Here is a 17648-nt window from a genome sequence, read left to right as displayed (position 1 = left end):
ATATTGCGTTAGATTGGGTGCACCGCTCATTGAATTAAGTATAATCGTTCGTAAGTTCGATATTTGTAAAGACTGAAGTGCGCTTCAGGGAAATGGTTTAAAAAATGTTTGTAAAATTAATAACAAAAATGTTTGGTAGCCGAAATGACCGTCTACTTAAACAAATGAACAAAGATGTTAAAAAAATTAATGCTTTAGAACCTACCATCCAAGCCTATACGGATGAGGAACTGCAAGCGAAAACCGCAGAATTCAAAGAGCGTTTGGCGCAAGGGGAAAGCTTAAAAGACATTTTACCTGAAGCATTTGCCGTTGTGCGTGAAGCCAGTGTTCGTGTTTTTGGTATGCGTCATTTTGACGTTCAGCTTATTGGTGGTATGGTGCTGCAAGAAGGTAAAATTGCCGAAATGCGCACAGGTGAAGGTAAAACCTTAACCGCAACCTTACCGTCATATCTTAACGCCTTAACGGGCAAAGGTGTTCACGTTATCACGGTGAATGACTATCTCGCAAAACGTGATGCCGACTGGTCTCGTCCTTTATTTGAATTCTTGGGCCTGACGGTTGGCTGTAACATCCCAAATATTTCACCTCAAGAAAAGCAACAAGCTTATCAAGCCGATATCACCTATGGTACCAACAATGAGTTTGGTTTTGATTATTTGCGCGATAACATGGCCTTTTCACCATCACAACGTGTGCAACGCCCGCTTCACTATGCGGTTGTTGATGAAGTTGACTCCATCTTAATCGATGAAGCTCGCACGCCATTGGTTATTTCTGGTCAAGCTGAAGATAGCTCTGATTTATATCGCATGATCGACACAATAGTGCCTTTGCTCGAGCAGCAAGAGAAAGAAGATGAAGAGGGTGAAGAAAGCACCGGTGATTTCACCGTCGATGAAAAATCTAAGCAGGTGTTTTTAACCGAACGCGGGCAAGTGCGTGTTGAAGAGATTTTAAAAGAGCGTGATCTGCTGGCAGAAGAAGACTCGCTCTACGGTGCCGGTAATATTTCATTACTGCATCATGTTATGGCGGCCTTACGAGCGCACAAACTGTTTATTAAAGACGTTGATTACATTGTAAAAGACGGTGAAATTGTCATTGTTGATGAACACACAGGCCGAACAATGGAAGGTCGTCGTTGGTCTGAAGGTTTGCACCAAGCTGTTGAAGCGAAAGAGCATGTCAGCATTCAAAATGAAAACCAAACTTTAGCGTCTATTACCTTTCAAAACTACTTCCGTATTTATGAAAAGCTTGCTGGTATGACGGGCACCGCCGACACAGAAGCCTTCGAATTTAATCATATTTATGGTTTAGAAACGGTGGTGATCCCAACGAACCGTCCAATGATTCGTAACGATATGGCTGACCTAATTTATCTGACAGCCGAAGAAAAATACGAAGCCATTATTGCCGATATTCAAGATTGTGTAGAACGTGGGCAACCCGTTTTAGTGGGTACCATCAGTATTGAAACTTCGGAATACTTATCAACAATTTTAAAGAAAGCCAAAATCAAGCATAAGGTGTTGAACGCTAAATTCCATGCCGAAGAGGCCGAAATTGTTGCCAATGCTGGTCGAGTAGGTGCGGTAACTATCGCTACTAACATGGCAGGTCGTGGTACAGATATTGTGTTAGGTGGTAATTTGTCGGCTGAAATCGCCAAATTGACTGATCCTACCGAAGAAGCCATTGCCAAGTTAACCGAACAATGGCAACAAGAACACGAAAAAGTATTAGAGTTAGGTGGTTTGCATATTGTTGCCACTGAGCGACATGAATCTCGTCGTATTGATAACCAATTACGTGGTCGTTCAGGTCGTCAAGGTGATCCGGGCTCAACACGTTTTTATCTGTCAATGGAAGACGGTTTGATGCGTATTTTCGCATCAGAACGAATTGCCGGAATGATGCGTAAACTGGGAATGGAACGTGGCGAGGCTATCGAACACCCTTGGGTTACCCGCTCAATTGAAAACGCACAGCGTAAAGTAGAAGGTCGTAACTTCGATATTCGTAAACAATTACTTGAATACGATGATGTCGCCAATGATCAACGCAAAGTGATTTACGAGCAACGTAATGAACTGCTCGATGAAGGCGATATTGGTGAAACCATTGCGGCAATTCGTGAAGATGTTTTACGAGGTTTGATCAGCCAACATATTCCACCCCAGTCACTTGAGGAAATGTGGGATGTTGAAGGGCTAGAAGAGCGCTTAAAAGGCGAGTTGTTATTAGAACTTCCTATTAGAAAATGGCTAGATGAAGACGACAAACTTCATGAAGAATCGTTAACCGAGCGCATCTTAAAAGAGATTGAAGACGCATATAAAGCCAAAGAAGAGCAAGTTGGTGCAGATGTATTACGCCAATTTGAAAAAGCGGTTATGTTGCAAAGCCTTGATTCACATTGGAAAGAGCACTTAGCAGCGATGGATCACTTACGTCAAGGCATTCATTTACGCGGCTATGCTCAGAAGAACCCAAAACAGGAATATAAGAAAGAATCTTTCCAATTGTTTAGCGATATGCTTGAAAATCTTAAGTACGATGTCGTTACCATCTTGTCGAAGGTTCGTATTCAACAAGAATCGGATGTTGAAGCGGTAGAAGAACAGCACCGTAAAACAGACGAGGCACCAAAGCAGTTTACTCATCAAACTAGCGGTCATGCTAGCGATGAAAACCAAGTTAAACGGGTTGGTCGCAATGAACCGTGTCCATGTGGCTCGGGTAAAAAATACAAACAATGTCACGGTAAATTAGCTTAGTATATTTACCGGACAATCTGGTTTTAAAGCCGAAACCTGGTTTCGGCTTTTTTATATCTAATAGATGGGCGTACTCGTTTTTGTTGATGGTAAAGTCATTTGATACTACCGTCACCCTAAACCCAAATACTAAAACAAGTGAAAAGATGAAACATATACATGTCGCCGTCGGCGTAATTTATAAAGACTGCAAATTTTTTCTTACTAAAAGACATGAGCATGCCCACCAGGGGGGCAAATGGGAATTTCCTGGCGGTAAAGTTGAGGCGCAAGAAAGTGTCCATCAAGCACTGCACAGAGAGTTACAGGAAGAAGTAGACATTGATGTGTTGGCGGTTAAGCCGATGATCGATGTGACTCATGACTACGGTGACAAACAGGTAAGGTTGGAAGTGTTTTTAGTTGATCAATTTGTTGGTGAGCCCAATGCACTGGAAGGTCAGCAACAAGGTTGGTTCAGCTTTAGTGAAATACTTACCTTAGACTTTCCCGCAGCCAATTTAGCGATTATCGACAAACTACGAACGATGGAGTTGGCTTAGGCTCTTGATAGGGGATGAGTGAAATTTAATGAACCATAAGGTTAAATGTTCTCGTTTGTAGGATGGTGAAAATATTATTATTGTTTAATGGCTTTCAAATCTCCCCAGATTTTTAAGTATTATTTGGTTGTTTTTTTGAGCACCTTAAGGGTGCTCTTTTTTATTCGTTAATCCAACAGTTTGATCACGCTTAATGACCCGTTTAAGCACAACTTTAGCGCACTCTAGCTGGTTAAATAGAACCAAGTTGGTGCGTATAAATACCATTATGCCTTTTGTTCTATAGCGAATAAGGCTGCAAGTGATGTGCAAGATGCCGAGCTTGGTTTTAAATGAGTATGTGGCAAGAGTCTTGCTTCATTTTTCACTCACTCATTAAATTTCTTTATTATTATATGGCTGTTCAAACTCCTATTCGTGGTTTACGTTCTTTTTGTATTGCGGCTCGCTGTTTAAGTTTTAAACACGCTGCCTCGCAGCTGTTTTTAACGCCTTCAGCGGTAAGCCACCAAATAAAACAATTAGAACAACAATTAGGTATGGTGTTGTTTAAACGTCAAACTCGGGCCATTGAACTAACCAATGCGGGTAAGCAGTTTTATAACGCGATTCACCCTATTATTTCTGATCTTGAGTCTACGATTTCTGAGTTTTCTAATGCTCAGCAAAATACAACAATAAGCATCAGCTTGCCGGAGTTTTTTGCCAGTGAGTTATTTGTGCCTAAATTAAGCGAGTGGACCCGTTTAAACCCTGAAATTAACTTGCAGTTGGAAACGGTAAAAACCGACGCTAAAAAAATCGCCAGCACAGACTTGTCAGTGGTATTAGCAAACGGGAAACCAAACGGCAGTATCGTTACTGAGCTGTTTCCGATTCGCTACGTCCCTGCGTGTAACAAACGATTATATCGCAAGTGGGCAAGTCAAGGTTATCGAGCATTGCAACATGTCCCTTTGATCTTGCATCAATCGAGACCTTGGGCATGGCATCAGTGGGCCGATAAATTCAATATTTTAGATTTTGAACCAAAGCAGATCATCCAATTCGATAGCATGTTTGGCGTTGCTCGCGCCGCGCAACAGGGGATGGGGATTGCTCTTATTCCCATGCCGATAAGCCACAGTTGGTTCAAAGAGCAATTATTAGTGCGGTTGTACGACAATGAACTTCTAACTAATGATCGCTACTTTTTGTTGCAACATCAAAGTCTCGAAAACTCACCAGAGATGAAAAAGTTTGCGCACTGGGTTAGTGACAACTTTTGCTCGCTGTATTGATGATTAAACCGTGAATGACCTGGTTTGAGTGAAATAAATTCATCTCATGCTAAGATTTTAATCGTTTGTCGCGAACGAAAGATTTTCCTAAAGTGAAGACAACAGTAAAGGTACTGTTATTACACCATTAGGAGAATGCTATGACGTATTTCAAGTTAAATAAGCCCTTTAACAAAAGGCCTGATAAGCCTAAGTTGGCAGAGCTAGCACAAATTGTTAAAACCTACGCGCAAAAAGCACAGCCCCTTAAGCGCTTAATCATGGTTTTAAGTTTATCTACATTAGGATTGAGTTTCAGTAGTTACGCAAGTTTAAACCCATCAGGGCAAGACACCATGGCCCACCTAGATGCTGACTTTAAGGTTGCGGTGATCCGAAGTGCGGTGACAGCAGATGAGATAGAACAAGGCCACTACCAAAAAGTGGTTCAGAAGATATTTTCATCGCTAGATCACACCAGCGATGCGAATGATCAAATAAGTTTATGCGCGGTTTGGTTAAAACAAGGGGAATACGAAAAAGCCGACGCTGCTTGCACTAACGCGATAAACTTGCTTGACGCTATGGATCAATCCCAAGCTAGATTGGATTACGTAAAGTCGATTGCTTATAGTAACCGTGCGATTGTTCGCTTTTATTTAAGCCAACGCCAAGCCGCATTTTCGGATGTGAATAGCGCACTGCTATTTGATCAAAACACCGTGGTGATGGCAAACTTAAGGGCACTAAACTTGGCGGTATTAAAACAAGAAATGTCGCTAAGCGTTAATCTCGGTGCGGATTAACATCATGGATAAAGCGTTGAAAAACGCATGTATCCTTCATAACATGTGAGCGACTGATAACAAGAGAACAGATGAAAAATGAATAAAACTGTCCCATTATAGTAAAGGCCCATTTTATAAAAGAATGGGCCTTTTCTATTTATTTACAGTTCAATTCGCTCGTTATGGTATATAAGTCTAATATCGACAGTCTCATAACAATAGCAAAACGAACAGAAAAACAAATAGCAAAACGAATAGCAAGACCAACAGCGACAGAATAAGGAGGTACAAATACCAACCCCAAAGACCCCATAATCCACTCTGTTTTAAGAACAAGAACTCGCGTTATTCTGGCTCAACAAAAAATGTATTATGCTCGACAAATTCCTGTTCAAGTTGGTCAAGCATTTCCTCGCTGAGCAATTGCTCATTTGTTACCGGTTGCGATATTTTTTTTTCTTCATTGGCCCACTCGCCTAAGTCGATAAGTTGGCAGCGTTTAGAGCAAAATGGGCGAAATTCGGCTTCACTGTTCCATAGCACTTGGGTTTTGCACGTAGGGCAATTTACTTTAATGGTCATCTTGCGTCCACAGGTGTTATTTTGTAATGTAAAAAGACGCTTATTATAACAATAAAAGGCCTTATTTTGACACAATCATCCCCTCGTTTTTTAATTGGCCTGTCGTTAATCTTTTTTCTTATTGCCAGCCATATTATCTTTCCAACCCCTGGTGGTTCCGGCTTAACTCTGGCCGCTAATATCATAAACTGGTTATTTATTAGCGTTTTTATTTCCTATGCCTTTGCTCATGTCTTGAGTCAGAAGAAAATTATTTTGCCGATAAGTGCTAAGTATTATTTTATTGCTATATGCGTGTTGGTTCTTCCGTTATTTTTTCCTCATTCTGATTTTATCTATGCCATGCCTAGGGTGCTGGCCATTTTTCTCGGTTTTTTATTTTGGCTCTCTTTGTTTCAGTTTGAATTGAATGACAAAAATAAACATAAGTTTTTAATTCTATTGCTACTGGGTTGCACCATTGAAGCGAGCCTTGGGTTGATCCAATTTTATTTGTTAAACCTGTTTGACATTAAGTTTCTTAGTTATCGCTCTGTCACGGGGCGCCCATATGGCAGCTTTTTACAACCTAATGTGATGGCTAGTTTTATGGCAACAGGCATCGTGCTGTGCTTATATCTCCTACCTAAAGTCAAATTTTTATTGCCTAGATATAAGAAGCAAACTTTGGCATTAATTCTTTACACCTTGTTTAGTTGTTTACATGTTTTAATTTTAACCCAATCTAAATCGGGTTTTTTAGGCTTGTTATTGGCATTGGTCTTAATATTGCCATATACATATAAAAGGCGAAAAAGCTATAAGTTGGCAAAGGCAGTTGCCTTAGTTTCTATTGTTACTAGCATACTTAGCGTGCTTTATTTAGGGGATTTTCGCGGTGAGAAACTTTATACTGATTCTGGGGTAAGGTTAACGATATTCAAAGTGAGTGCCCACCTTGTTCAAGATAACCCTTTAATGGGGCTTGGAGCTGGAAGTTTTGAAAAAAATTATCTCATTGAACATAATAAGCAACTAAATGCCGGTAGCATCAGTTTAAAACCTGTAAAAAACCTACACCATCCACATAACGAAACCGTTTTTTGGATCGTTGAGGGGGGGATGGTCTCGTTATTAGGGATAGTACTGCTTACATTAACCTCCCTGCAAGTCTTGTATCAAGGTGGATGGGGCAGTTTACCTAAATTGGCGTTATTAATGCCCATTTTACTTCATAGTCAGACGGAGTTTCCCTTTTATCATTCAGCGCTTCACTTTATCTACTTTTTAGTCTTTTTATTCTTTTTTCATATACCCAAAGAGTCGATTCAAAAACACGTTAAATATGAAAAGATTACTCAAACAATTTTAGTACTATTTTTTACATTCTCTTTTGGTTATTTTGCCACTGCTCTGCAGACCCATATATTGTTTGTTAATTTTATTAAATCTAATGATTTGAAATATGTTGAAAAAATATTTAACCAGCATGCATTAAAAGATGAGCTAGACGAAAGGATTAACCAATATCACTTTGAGCAAGGGCTAATTAATAAAGATGCGATTAAAATACGAAGCTATATTGATTGGGCAAAGCAACGAACCCAAAGGGAGCCAAGACTTCAATTTTACCAAAATAGTATTGAAGGGTTCCTGTTATTAAAAGAGTGGGGGGAATATACGACAGAAACTGAATTGATGATGTTTGTTAATGAAGCTAAACAATTATATCCAGGCCATCCATTTTGGCAACAAGTACGTAAAACATCACCATAATTTGCCCTAAAAATGGGGTGCATTCTTGCCTCACCTGATGTTATTTTGTAAGCTGATAATAGATTACAAAATAACAATAATAGGCCACATTTTGACACAGCCCATTCATCGCTTTCTTCTGATCCTCGCTGTTATGTTTTTTTTCATAGGAGCACATGTTGTTTTACCTAGTCCTGGTTCTGGGGGCGGGTTATATAGAACATCAAATATCGCGACTTGGATGTTTATGTGCGTCTTTATTTCTATAACGATGGCCAATATCATCGAAAATAGACGGTTTGTTTTTAATCAGACTTTAGCCTTGGTTGGAATTGGGTGCTTATTCCTCGTTATACCAATATTTTACCCACACGCTGATGTTAAAGGGAGCATATTAGGCGTATTTGGTCTTATTATTGGCTACCTTTTCTTGGTGGCGTTATATCAATACAAGTTCAGAGAAAAGCTAAAAGACACCTTGCTTTTATTGATTGTTTTGGCTTGTGCAGTAGAAGCAAGTATAGGACTTATACAACATTATATTCTAACCCCATTTGAAATCGATTGGCTTTATTTTAGGCCCGAATTTTCAGCGCCATATATGGAAAGGCATCAAGGAGAGCGCTCATATGGTGCTTTTTTGCACCCCAATGTTATGGCAAGTTTTATGGCAACAGGGGTTATATTGAGTCTTTATGTACTCTTTAAGCTTAAAGATTTACCTATAGCTAAAAAAAGTTACATCAAAATGGGGCTTTATTATACGGCGGCAAGCTGTTTACATGTGTTGATTTTAATGCAGTCAAAAGCTGGCTATTTAGGTGTATTACTTGGCTTGATTTTTTTATTGCCTTTATTATTAAAGAATAGACATATGTATAAACAGCCGGCGTTGCTGTTATTGCTGTCTTTAACCGCAGCAATTGTTACTTTAAATTTGTCTGAAAATCAACGTGGCGAAAAGATCTATACAGATAAAGGGGTTCGCTCGACCATCTTTTATGTGACAGCTAAGATGATATTAGATGACCCGATTAAAGGCGTGGGGTTTGGGCATTTTGAGAAAAGCTATATATTAAAACACTACTCTGAATTAGAAGCTGAAAATATTGATAGTCTGCCAGTAGCTAATTTATCCCACCCGCACAATGAGACCTTACTTTGGTTGGTTGAAGGCGGAATTAGTTCAGCTCTAGGGTTGTTATGTATTTTGATTGCTGGAGGGCTATTAATTTTTAAAAATGATTCTTTGCGTTGGGCAAAATTGTCACTGCTGATGCCCATTCTATTACACTCGCAGGTGGAGTTACCTTTTGTAAAATCTAGCTTACATTTTTTGGTTGTATTGAGTTTGGTTTTTTACCTAGACAACGGTAAGGCCCTTAAAGAATACACAATAAGGCACGTAAATTTATTACAACCCGTGTTATTCTCGTTTTTCTTAACCAGTTTTGCTTACCTACTTTCAGCAATTCACACCCAACTTATGGTGAACAACTATAAAGCAGAATTAGACCCTTCATATTTAGATAAAGTCATTAACCCCCACCCATGGTATTTATATATTGAAACTGAACGCGCGCGAATTGACCTATATACTGCGGTCAATAATAAAGATGAAGTTAAGCTTAGAAATTTTATTAACTGGGCTTACAAACACCTAGAAACAGAGCCCAGAGAGCGGATGTACGTTTATCTTATTGCGGGATTAGGGTATTTGCAGGATTGGCAAGCTGATGTTTCTGATATCGAAATAGCCAATGCTATAGCAGATGCTAAAGCAGTGTATCCCCAATATCCTCATTTTGAGGAAAAAATTAATATTCACTCTTTAGATTAATGCGCGCTTTCTAGCACTTAGCTAATTTAAAGTTTATATCTTTTGATACATATTGTTGCCCTTTTTCGGGGCATAATTGCATAAATCGAATCGAGTAGCGGTATTTATTGCCGCTAATACTGGGGAAAATATCTTCGCCTTCAGCAAGCTTAATCCGTAGTAACAATAAGCCTTCACCATTATCTTGATAAAAGCTTGTTGGGCATGTTATATCAACAAAATCGGCTTTTTGTCGAATGAACTTTAAAATCAGTGAAATTGATTTTTCAAAAAGGCTTAAAGCTGCTAACCACTTTTCAATGTCTTGTTGAAGTAATATTGGTGGTTGCTTTAGCCAAAACGCCAGTGCTGGTAAGTCAAAAAAACAATAGGCATTTTGCATCGCAAATCGTTTACGCATGCTATATAAAAATTTATCGTTTTTAATGTCAGCAAGCACGGTTTGTTTCGAACGTAAACGCGTAGCAAATAACTTGGCTTGTTCTAAATTTCGGGTTAAAGCTCGGTTATCTATGTTAGGAGACTTTGACCAAAGTAATAGATTTTGCTCCAACCTTTCTAAATCTTTAATAACATCGCCACGGGTATCGGTCCGGTCTAGCGTATCTAAAATGGCAAAAATAGAGTTAAAAAACAAAGCAAAGCCCGAACTGATATCTTGATCAAGGCTTGAGCGCGCTTGCACAAATAATTGCTCAAGCTTTAGATAATTTCGAATCCTTTCATTTAGTGGGTGTTCGTACAAAATATCAGACATGTTGTAATTATTATTGAAAAGTCGTTTTTATAGTAACAGAGTATAAATTTAAGGCTATCACTTTTCGTCGTTTGGGTAAAAGCTTTACCTAGAAAAAACACAAAATTTGTGCTTAATCAAAGCTTAAAAGCAAACAATTAAAGGGGAATGAGTTTGAGAAAAGCACGATGCAACAATTCAACCTCTTGGGGTAAATGGGCTATGGTGTCTTGATCGTTGTTGATTACAAAATCCGCATGCCTTAAACGCTCCGCTCTGTTAACCTGAGCCTTAATAATATTCTTTACCGTTTGCTCTGAGCTTTGATCTCGAGCTAATGTGCGCTTAAGCTGGGTTTGAGGACTAACATCGACGACTAATACCTTATCTACGCTTTTATTCAGACCGTTTTCAATTAGTAGCGGTGCCACCAATAAACAATATGGGCTTTTTGCTTGCTGACAAGCGTGGCGAATTTTATCGCCAATAAGCGGGTGGAGTAGGTTATTAAGCCAACGTTTATCTTCTTCTTTAGCAAAGACCCTTTGCCGAAGTTTAGGTCGGTTTAACTCGCCATTGGCTTGAATAAATGATTGACCAAAATGTTGTGCTATTGCGCTCAAAGCCTGACTGCCTGGCTCGACGACCTCTCGCGCAATAATATCAGCATCAATGATGTCGATACCATAGGGCAGGAATAAGTTTGCTATGGTGGTTTTACCACTCCCTATTCCACCTGTAAGGCCTATGACAAGATTTGACATGGCCTTTATAACACCAAATTTAAATACCAGTTCCACATACCATTACCCCATAGAGCGGTAATCCAACCGGCAATGGCTAAGTAAGGACCAAATGGAATGGGTTTAGAGCCTTGGTGATTGTTGAAAACCATCATAGCGATACCAATAATTGCCCCAACTAGCGAAGCCATTAAAATGAGCAAAGGTAACAGTTGCCAGCCAAACCATGCGCCAAACACCGCAAACAGCTTAAAGTCACCATAGCCCATACCTTCTTTGCCTGTAAGTAACTTAAAGAGCCAAAAAATGGACCATAAGCTCATATAGCCGACCACAGCGCCTATTACAGCTTCATTAAGACTGACAAATCCCGAATTTAAGTTGATCAGTAAACCAAGCCAAACTAAGGGCAGTGTAATTTGATCGGGCAGGATCATCTGGTCAAAGTCAATCATGGTTAGAGCAACCAAAGACCAAGTTAAGATTAACATCCATAGCGTTAACCAAGTGACACCAAAGTGCAGGCCAATAACCACAGATAAAATACCGCTAGCCAGTTCAACCAAAGGATATCGTATCGAAATTGGTGTTTTGCAAGCCGAACATTTGCCTTTTAAAAACAGCCAGGATAACAGCGGGATGTTTTCGATTGCTTTGATTTTATGGCCACACTTTGGGCAAGTCGAAGCGGGTTTGGACAAGGTTATCGACTCTATTTTAGCTTTAGAGCTTGCTTTGTTACTGGTTTTAGCTAACTCATCCGCAAGCAGTTCGCGACAATCACACAGCCACTCGTTGTGGAGCATTTTGGGCAAACGATAAATCACCACATTTAAAAAGCTACCAACAACTAAACCGAGTATTAGGGTGGTTGTATAAAACGTAATCGGGTAGAGCTCAAATAGAGCCAAAATTTCAGCAAACACAAAAAAAACCTTATTGTTATTATTTTATGATAAATCGATATAAAGTGAATTAGATCACAGCACCAATTTGGAATATTGGTAAATACATGGCAATGATCAAACCACCAATAAGTACGCCTAAAACAGCCATAATTAAGGGTTCTAATAACGCGGTTAAGCCGTCAACGGCATCATCTACTTCTTGCTCATAAACATTGGCAACTTTTGCCAGCATGTCATCTAGGGCACCAGATTCCTCACCAATGGACACCATTTGAATCACCATATCGGGAAATACATCAGCATTTCTCATCGCTAAATTCATTTGCATACCGCCTGAAACTTCGGTGCGGATCTCTTTTATCGCATCGCGATACACCGCATTGCCAGAAGCGCCGGCAGCAGAATCTAGGGCATCAATTAATGGCACACCAGCAGCAAACGTGGTCGATAATGTTCGGCTAAAGCGAGCAACGGCAGCTTTATTTAGGATCATCCCAATGACTGGGGCTTTTAATAAGATGGCATCGACTTTGTCTCGAAATTTGGCGCTTTTTTCATGGGTCTTTTTAATCGCTATAAAAATGCCCACAATACCGGAGAGCGCAATATGCCAATTGGCTACCATAAAATCAGATAAGTTAACCACCATTAGTGTAAAGGCGGGCAGTTCGGCATCAAAGCTGGCAAATACTTCAACAAATGTTGGTACAACAGCAATTAACAAAATAGAAGTAACAATGACCGCAACACAAATAACCGCAACAGGATAAACTAAAGCTTTTTTAATTTTAGCCTTTAACGCTTCGGCTTTTTCTTTATAAGTAGCAATCCTGTCGTAAATGCTTTCAAGCGCGCCAGATTGTTCACCCGATTCAACCAAATCGCAATATAAGCCATCAAAATATTTGGGGTGATCGCGTAAGCATTGTGATAAGGGCACACCACCTTGAAGTTTACTACCCACTTCAGCGAGGAGCTTTCGAATATTGCCGTTATCACTGCCTTTACCAATCATCTCAATCGATTGTACTAAAGGTACACCGGCACTTAACATAGTAGCAAGTTGCCTAGTGACAATAGCAATATCGACCGGCTTAATCGATTTTTCGCCACTCATGCCAAACAGTGGTTTGGGTTTCTTTTTAACGCGAAGTGGGGTAATACCTTGTTTTCTTAGTTGCGCTTTGAGCTCCAGCGCGTTGGGAGCAGAAAGCTCACCGTTTACTTTTTTACCTTTTCTGTTTACCCCAGACCAAGTAAAAAGAAAAACATCTTGCGTTTTTTTGCTTTGTTTTGCACTTGCTGTTGCCATAAGTATTACCTTTAATTTAGGCCGTAACCCTAATTACTTCGGACAAACTGGTGATCCCAGCTTTGGCTTTTAATAAAGCGGATTGACGCAAATCGTTATAGCCTTCACTTTGCGCTTGTTTAGCGATATCAATAGAATTGGCGCCTCTCATGATTAAGCCTGCGGTGACATCACTGATTTTGACCACTTCATAAATACCGACTCGACCTTTAAAACCATTGGTGCATTTACTGCAACCAACCGGCTTATAAATGGTGATATCGCTAACTTCACTGGGGTCGAAGCCAAATTCGATTAAGCCTTGCTCGGTTATCTCATCCTTAGCTTTACAATGATTGCATAATCGACGAGCAAGACGCTGCGCAATTATTAACGAGACCGAGCTGGCGACGTTATAACTGGGCACGCCCATATTCAGTAAACGGGTTAAGGTTTCTGGCGCTGAATTGGTATGCAGGGTTGATAAAACCAAGTGACCTGTTTGCGCCGCTTTAATTGCTATCTCGGCGGTTTCTAAATCTCGGATCTCACCAACCATAACAATATCAGGATCTTGACGTAAGAAAGATTTTAGCGCGCTGGAAAAGGTTAGGCCGGCTTTATTATTGATTTGAACCTGATTTATCCCTTCGAGGTTAATCTCTACCGGATCTTCGGCGGTCGAGATATTGCGCTCTTCGGTATTTAAAATATTAAGACCGGTATAAAGTGATACGGTTTTACCCGAGCCTGTGGGGCCGGTTACTAATATCATCCCTTGCGGTTTAGACAGGGCTTCTAAATAAAGCGCTTTTTGCTCATCTTCATAACCCAGAATATCAATGCCGAGCTCGGCTGAAGACGAGTCTAATATACGCATTACCACTTTTTCGCCCCACATGGTTGGTAGGGTAGAGACACGAAAGTCGATCGACTTTTTCTTTGATACCGCTAACTTTATGCGACCATCTTGTGGCACTCGACGTTCAGCAATATCTAGCCTTGACATAACCTTTAAACGAGCCGTTAACCGGCTTGAAAGCAATACCGGCGGTGTGGCGATTTCGGTAAGAATACCGTCAATTCGAAAGCGGATGCGAAATTTATGCTCAAACGGTTCAAAATGTAAATCGGAGGCACCACGGCGGATCGCATCGAGTAAGATTTTATTGATGTAAACAACAATCGGCGCATCGTTTTCGGGGTTTTCAGCGCCCTCATCATCATCTTGCTTGCCATCGTTGGTATCGATTTGCTTAAGCTCTTCTTCATCTAAATCGGTGAGCTCTAACGAACTGGTTTCATCGAATAGCAGCTCTATAGTCGATTGCAGATCATTAGCATCGGCTAAAACCAGTTCACAAGAGAATCCGGTGTTAAATTGAAACTCTTGTAATACCTCTAACTGGGTCGGATCGGAGACCGCAATATAGAGCATATTCCCTCTTAAATAAATGGGCAGGGCATGATGCTTTTGAATCAGGTTTTCGTTGAGAAGTTTATCGGGTAAATTATCAAGCTCAAGGTCGTTGATATTAACAAGAGGTAAGCCAAAGCTTTGTGCTAAAACAGTTGCCAAGCGATTCGATGAAATGGCTTTTTTACGAAGTAAAAACTTGATGATCGACTTTTCTTCACGGGCTTTGTTAAATTCATTCAAGGTGTCATCGGGTAACAACTCATTTCGTTGTAATGCACTTAAGATACTGGATTGCGATCCTAAACTGTTCATCAAACAATTCTCTATAGTTGTTATAAGTAGGTTTTATAAATCTAATAGGTATATACGTATACATCTGTTAGATGTAAGTATTTGAATGTACTTACAGTTATATACGTATATATCCATGCTTTATTTGTAAATGGAGAAATACCAAACTAAATAAAAGACATAGTCATAGCAAGTTTATTTCATATGAGGGCTAGTGATTTTTAGTAATGAAAACAGCGGAAAAAACCGCTGTTTTCAATTTAGCTAGAGTGGACTATGTCCTAGGTAGCATTTGACGCCGAAGTACTAACTTTACAGATACCGGAAGTCGCACAATCACCACCCCAAGTCCAAGTAAGAGCTAACGAATCTTCGTCGATTGAAGGCTGAAGATAAAGAATTTTTGAGCTAGCACCTAAGGCTGCAGAACCTGTTAGAGTTAATCGGCCAGTGGCTGTATCAATTGCAGCTGCTACAATATCATCATGAGATTTAAATGTAGCCTCTGTAGGAATATTTGCTACTTCAAAGTCTAATTGTGTTTCATCAGTAATTTGACCTGTTTGAACAGCAACTTCAACCGCTGTTTTGTAGCTGTTAGCCATACTTACTAGTGAAGACGCTTTTGCAGAACGCGTGTAGTCATTGTATGCCGGTAGCGCAACCGCGGCAAGAATACCGATAATTGCAACAACGATCATCAATTCGATTAGGGTGAAACCCTTGTTAGATTTAATATTTTTCATGTTTAAACATCCGTTATAAAGTTAATTGTTATTATGGGGGCTGAACTTAATATGGAACATAAATAAAAAAATGTAAAATAAAAAACCGAAAAAAATGGCAATTTTCATTAAATAATAATTTATCTGGGTGAAATATCGCCATTTGTTGCGCTTTTGCTGTTTCAGGAAACAAATAGAAACAAAGCAGTTACACCGAGTTTCAAGGCTTAGTTTAATGCTTTTTAACAAATATTTAACATTAACATGTATTTAACAACCTGTTAGTAAGTATGCTTTCTTGAGAATTGCCTTGGTTCATTATTGCGCGAAACTGTTGCGCTCGCTTTTGTTGTTATTTGCAACTGGTTAATTGGTGCTCTTTTGCGGCTTTACAGTTAGGTTAATGTGACTGATTTGGGGTTTAAGGGCTGAAGTCCCTATTTTGTGGGGTTTGCGAGGTGCAAGAATCGACAAACCCATTTTTGAAATGGGGCAAACTTTGCTTTTTACGAAATAAAGGTTAAAAAACAAACTTGCACTAGCCTAAACAAGTTTTTAAAAAAGCGTATAAAAACACTATATAAAAAAGCTTGGCAAGTAGGGCTTGGCAAATAGGGCTTGGTAAATAGGTCATTGGCAATGAGCGCAGGGCCAGCTTTTTTACGAGCAAGTAGTTTTTACAAACAAGTAGTATTTGCGAGCAAGAACTATTAACCTGCCACGGTTTCGATTAGCTATTTTTTATCGAGCAATTTTAACACCGCTGTGCCAATCGTTTTAAGTTAATCGTTCTAAATTAAGTGTTTTAAGTCAATAACACCTTTTAAGTCAATAACACCTTTTAAGTCAATAACACCAGTGGTGCTAAGCAAGTGACGCTAAGTTACAACGCTAAGTCAAAACGCTAAGCTAACAACGCTAAGTCAATACGCTAAGTTAACAACGCTAAGCAAACGCGCTATTAAAATCCATCTCACCCAAGGCTTATCACGCTTGGCACCGTTGCTGTGGCCCATAGAAGAGGCTTAATTATGGAATAAACGCGTCAAAGGTTGGCATATTTAGACAAACCGCATCGACAAATCAACCGCTTGTACGTGTTTGGTTAGCGCCCCGACAGAAATAAAATCAACCCCTGCTTTGGTATATGCTTTAAGTTTCTCTAGGGTCATATTACCAGATACTTCCAGTTTGGCTTTGCCTCGGGTTAAAGCAACCGCTTGCTCAATCATCTTGGTGGAAAAGTTATCAAGCATAATAATGTCGCTGCCAGCCTCGATCGCTTGTTGCAATTCATCTAAATTTTCCACTTCAACTTCGACGGTTTTACCGGGGAAATTGGCTTTTGCTGTTGCCACCGCATTTTTAATGCCACCGCAGGCATTGACATGATTTTCTTTAATTAAAAACGCATCAAATAAGCCAATGCGATGATTATGACCACCGCCACAGGTAACAGCATATTTTTGCGCACTGCGCATACCAGGGATGGTTTTACGAGTATCTAGAAGTTTTGTTTGGCTCGAGCTGAGCTCTTTTACATACTGACTGGTGATGGTTGCGGTCCCAGAAAGGCTCTGTAAATAGTTTAAAGCGGTGCGTTCGCCGGTTAATAAAATGCGGGCGTTGCCTTTTAGCTCACACAAAATGGTATTGGCTTTGACCGCTTGACCATCGTTGACAAACCAGGTGATCTCAGTACTTTGCTGTGCCCCTTTGTCTAATTGGGTAAACACTTCATTAACCCAAGCTACGCCGGCAATAACACAATCTTCTCGGCAAATAATGGTGGCCACGGCTTCGGCGTCTTTGGGGATTAAAGACGCCGTTATATCAAGGTCTGATGATGGTGTTTGCTCGAATGAGTTGCCTAAATCTTCGGCAAGTGCCCAAGTGACGGTGTGGCGGATATCGTTTTGAAGTTCTGGACTGTGCATAGGATCTCTACAATAAGGTGAGGGCATATCGTTCATTAGCCGATACATCACTAATACAGCGATTTA

14 protein-coding genes and 1 pseudogene are annotated in these 17648 nt (G+C 39.9%); 7 read left to right on the top strand and 8 right to left on the bottom strand.

Annotated elements, in window-relative coordinates; genetic code table 11:
• Positions 1-104: 104 nt before the first annotated feature.
• The 4 genes from secA (at position 105) to ACAY00_RS11240 (ending at position 5393) form a co-directional block, all read left to right on the top strand.
• A complete protein-coding gene (gene secA / locus ACAY00_RS11255; protein ID WP_371373548.1) occupies positions 105-2786 on the top strand; it encodes a preprotein translocase subunit SecA in 2682 nt (893 codons plus the stop codon).
• 146 nt (positions 2787-2932) lie between these two features.
• Positions 2933-3328: an 8-oxo-dGTP diphosphatase MutT gene (gene mutT, locus ACAY00_RS11250; RefSeq protein ID WP_371373545.1), complete on the top strand. Its 396-nt coding sequence runs from the start codon at positions 2933-2935 to the stop codon at positions 3326-3328.
• Positions 3329-3723: 395 nt separating this feature from the next.
• Complete coding sequence (locus ACAY00_RS11245) at positions 3724-4608, top strand: LysR family transcriptional regulator (RefSeq protein ID WP_371373542.1); 885 nt, start codon at positions 3724-3726, stop codon at positions 4606-4608.
• 140 nt (positions 4609-4748) lie between these two features.
• Positions 4749-5393 (top strand): hypothetical protein, encoded by a 645-nt coding sequence (locus tag ACAY00_RS11240; protein WP_371373539.1) that lies wholly within the window; start codon positions 4749-4751, stop codon positions 5391-5393.
• Between the two features lie 327 nt (positions 5394-5720).
• Here ACAY00_RS11240 and yacG read toward each other — a convergent pair whose 3' ends face one another.
• Complete coding sequence (gene yacG / locus ACAY00_RS11235; RefSeq protein WP_371373536.1) at positions 5721-5957, bottom strand: DNA gyrase inhibitor YacG; 237 nt, start codon at positions 5955-5957, stop codon at positions 5721-5723.
• A 342-nt stretch (positions 5958-6299) separates the two neighbouring features.
• On the opposite strand from yacG, the pseudogene ACAY00_RS11230 reads away from it, so the two are divergent.
• From ACAY00_RS11230 to ACAY00_RS11220, 3 genes and pseudogenes are all read left to right on the top strand, one after another.
• Positions 6300-6545: pseudogene (locus tag ACAY00_RS11230) on the top strand (O-antigen polymerase); the annotation flags it as partial.
• 78 nt (positions 6546-6623) lie between these two features.
• Positions 6624-7712, top strand: a complete 1089-nt coding sequence (locus tag ACAY00_RS11225; protein ID WP_371379711.1) for a Wzy polymerase domain-containing protein — start codon at positions 6624-6626, stop codon at positions 7710-7712.
• 37 nt (positions 7713-7749) lie between these two features.
• Positions 7750-9531: a Wzy polymerase domain-containing protein gene (locus ACAY00_RS11220; RefSeq protein WP_371373533.1), complete on the top strand. Its 1782-nt coding sequence runs from the start codon at positions 7750-7752 to the stop codon at positions 9529-9531.
• 10 nt (positions 9532-9541) lie between these two features.
• Here ACAY00_RS11220 and ACAY00_RS11215 read toward each other — a convergent pair whose 3' ends face one another.
• The 7 genes from ACAY00_RS11215 to nadC all read right to left on the bottom strand — a co-directional run bounded on the left by ACAY00_RS11215 (position 9542) and on the right by nadC (position 17582).
• On the bottom strand, positions 9542-10288 hold the full coding sequence (locus ACAY00_RS11215; RefSeq protein ID WP_371373530.1) for a cell division protein ZapD: 747 nt from the start codon (positions 10286-10288) through the stop codon (positions 9542-9544).
• Between the two features lie 137 nt (positions 10289-10425).
• Positions 10426-11031: a dephospho-CoA kinase gene (coaE, locus tag ACAY00_RS11210; RefSeq protein WP_371373527.1), complete on the bottom strand. Its 606-nt coding sequence runs from the start codon at positions 11029-11031 to the stop codon at positions 10426-10428.
• Positions 11032-11036: 5 nt separating this feature from the next.
• A complete protein-coding gene (locus ACAY00_RS11205) occupies positions 11037-11936 on the bottom strand; it encodes a prepilin peptidase (protein ID WP_371373523.1) in 900 nt (299 codons plus the stop codon).
• Positions 11937-11985: 49 nt separating this feature from the next.
• Positions 11986-13230: a type II secretion system F family protein gene (locus ACAY00_RS11200; protein WP_371373520.1), complete on the bottom strand. Its 1245-nt coding sequence runs from the start codon at positions 13228-13230 to the stop codon at positions 11986-11988.
• Positions 13231-13246: 16 nt separating this feature from the next.
• The gene (gene pilB / locus ACAY00_RS11195) at positions 13247-14941 is read right to left on the bottom strand and encodes a type IV-A pilus assembly ATPase PilB (protein WP_371373517.1); all 1695 of its coding nucleotides are present in this window, start codon (positions 14939-14941) and stop codon (positions 13247-13249) included.
• A gap of 260 nt (positions 14942-15201) precedes the next feature.
• Positions 15202-15666 (bottom strand): prepilin-type N-terminal cleavage/methylation domain-containing protein, encoded by a 465-nt coding sequence (locus ACAY00_RS11190; protein WP_371373514.1) that lies wholly within the window; start codon positions 15664-15666, stop codon positions 15202-15204.
• A 1040-nt stretch (positions 15667-16706) separates the two neighbouring features.
• Positions 16707-17582 (bottom strand): carboxylating nicotinate-nucleotide diphosphorylase, encoded by an 876-nt coding sequence (nadC, locus tag ACAY00_RS11185; RefSeq protein ID WP_371373511.1) that lies wholly within the window; start codon positions 17580-17582, stop codon positions 16707-16709.
• Between the last annotated feature and the right edge of the window lie 66 nt (positions 17583-17648).

It is taken from the genome of Thalassotalea sp. 273M-4, from assembly GCF_041410465.1.
Lineage (GTDB): Bacteria > Pseudomonadota > Gammaproteobacteria > Enterobacterales > Alteromonadaceae > Thalassotalea_A > Thalassotalea_A aquiviva.
This window is presented reverse-complemented; position numbering and strand designations above follow the sequence as displayed.

Excerpts from the sequence above, each read along its gene's own strand:
- coaE (WP_371373527.1), bottom strand. The coding sequence starts at position 11,031 with ATGTCAAATCTTGTCATAGGCCTTACAGGTGGAATAGGGAGTGGTAAA.
- ACAY00_RS11215 (WP_371373530.1), bottom strand. The coding sequence starts at position 10,288 with ATGTCTGATATTTTGTACGAACACCCACTAAATGAAAGGATTCGAAAT.
- nadC (WP_371373511.1), bottom strand. The coding sequence starts at position 17,582 with ATGCACAGTCCAGAACTTCAAAACGATATCCGCCACACCGTCACTTGG.
- ACAY00_RS11245 (WP_371373542.1), top strand. The coding sequence starts at position 3,724 with ATGGCTGTTCAAACTCCTATTCGTGGTTTACGTTCTTTTTGTATTGCG.
- ACAY00_RS11240 (WP_371373539.1), top strand. The coding sequence starts at position 4,749 with ATGACGTATTTCAAGTTAAATAAGCCCTTTAACAAAAGGCCTGATAAG.
- yacG (WP_371373536.1), bottom strand. The coding sequence starts at position 5,957 with ATGACCATTAAAGTAAATTGCCCTACGTGCAAAACCCAAGTGCTATGG.
- pilB (WP_371373517.1), bottom strand. The coding sequence starts at position 14,941 with ATGAACAGTTTAGGATCGCAATCCAGTATCTTAAGTGCATTACAACGA.
- ACAY00_RS11190 (WP_371373514.1), bottom strand. The coding sequence starts at position 15,666 with ATGAAAAATATTAAATCTAACAAGGGTTTCACCCTAATCGAATTGATG.
- ACAY00_RS11220 (WP_371373533.1), top strand. The coding sequence starts at position 7,750 with ATGTTATTTTGTAAGCTGATAATAGATTACAAAATAACAATAATAGGC.
- secA (WP_371373548.1), top strand. The coding sequence starts at position 105 with ATGTTTGTAAAATTAATAACAAAAATGTTTGGTAGCCGAAATGACCGT.
- ACAY00_RS11200 (WP_371373520.1), bottom strand. The coding sequence starts at position 13,230 with ATGGCAACAGCAAGTGCAAAACAAAGCAAAAAAACGCAAGATGTTTTT.
- mutT (WP_371373545.1), top strand. The coding sequence starts at position 2,933 with ATGAAACATATACATGTCGCCGTCGGCGTAATTTATAAAGACTGCAAA.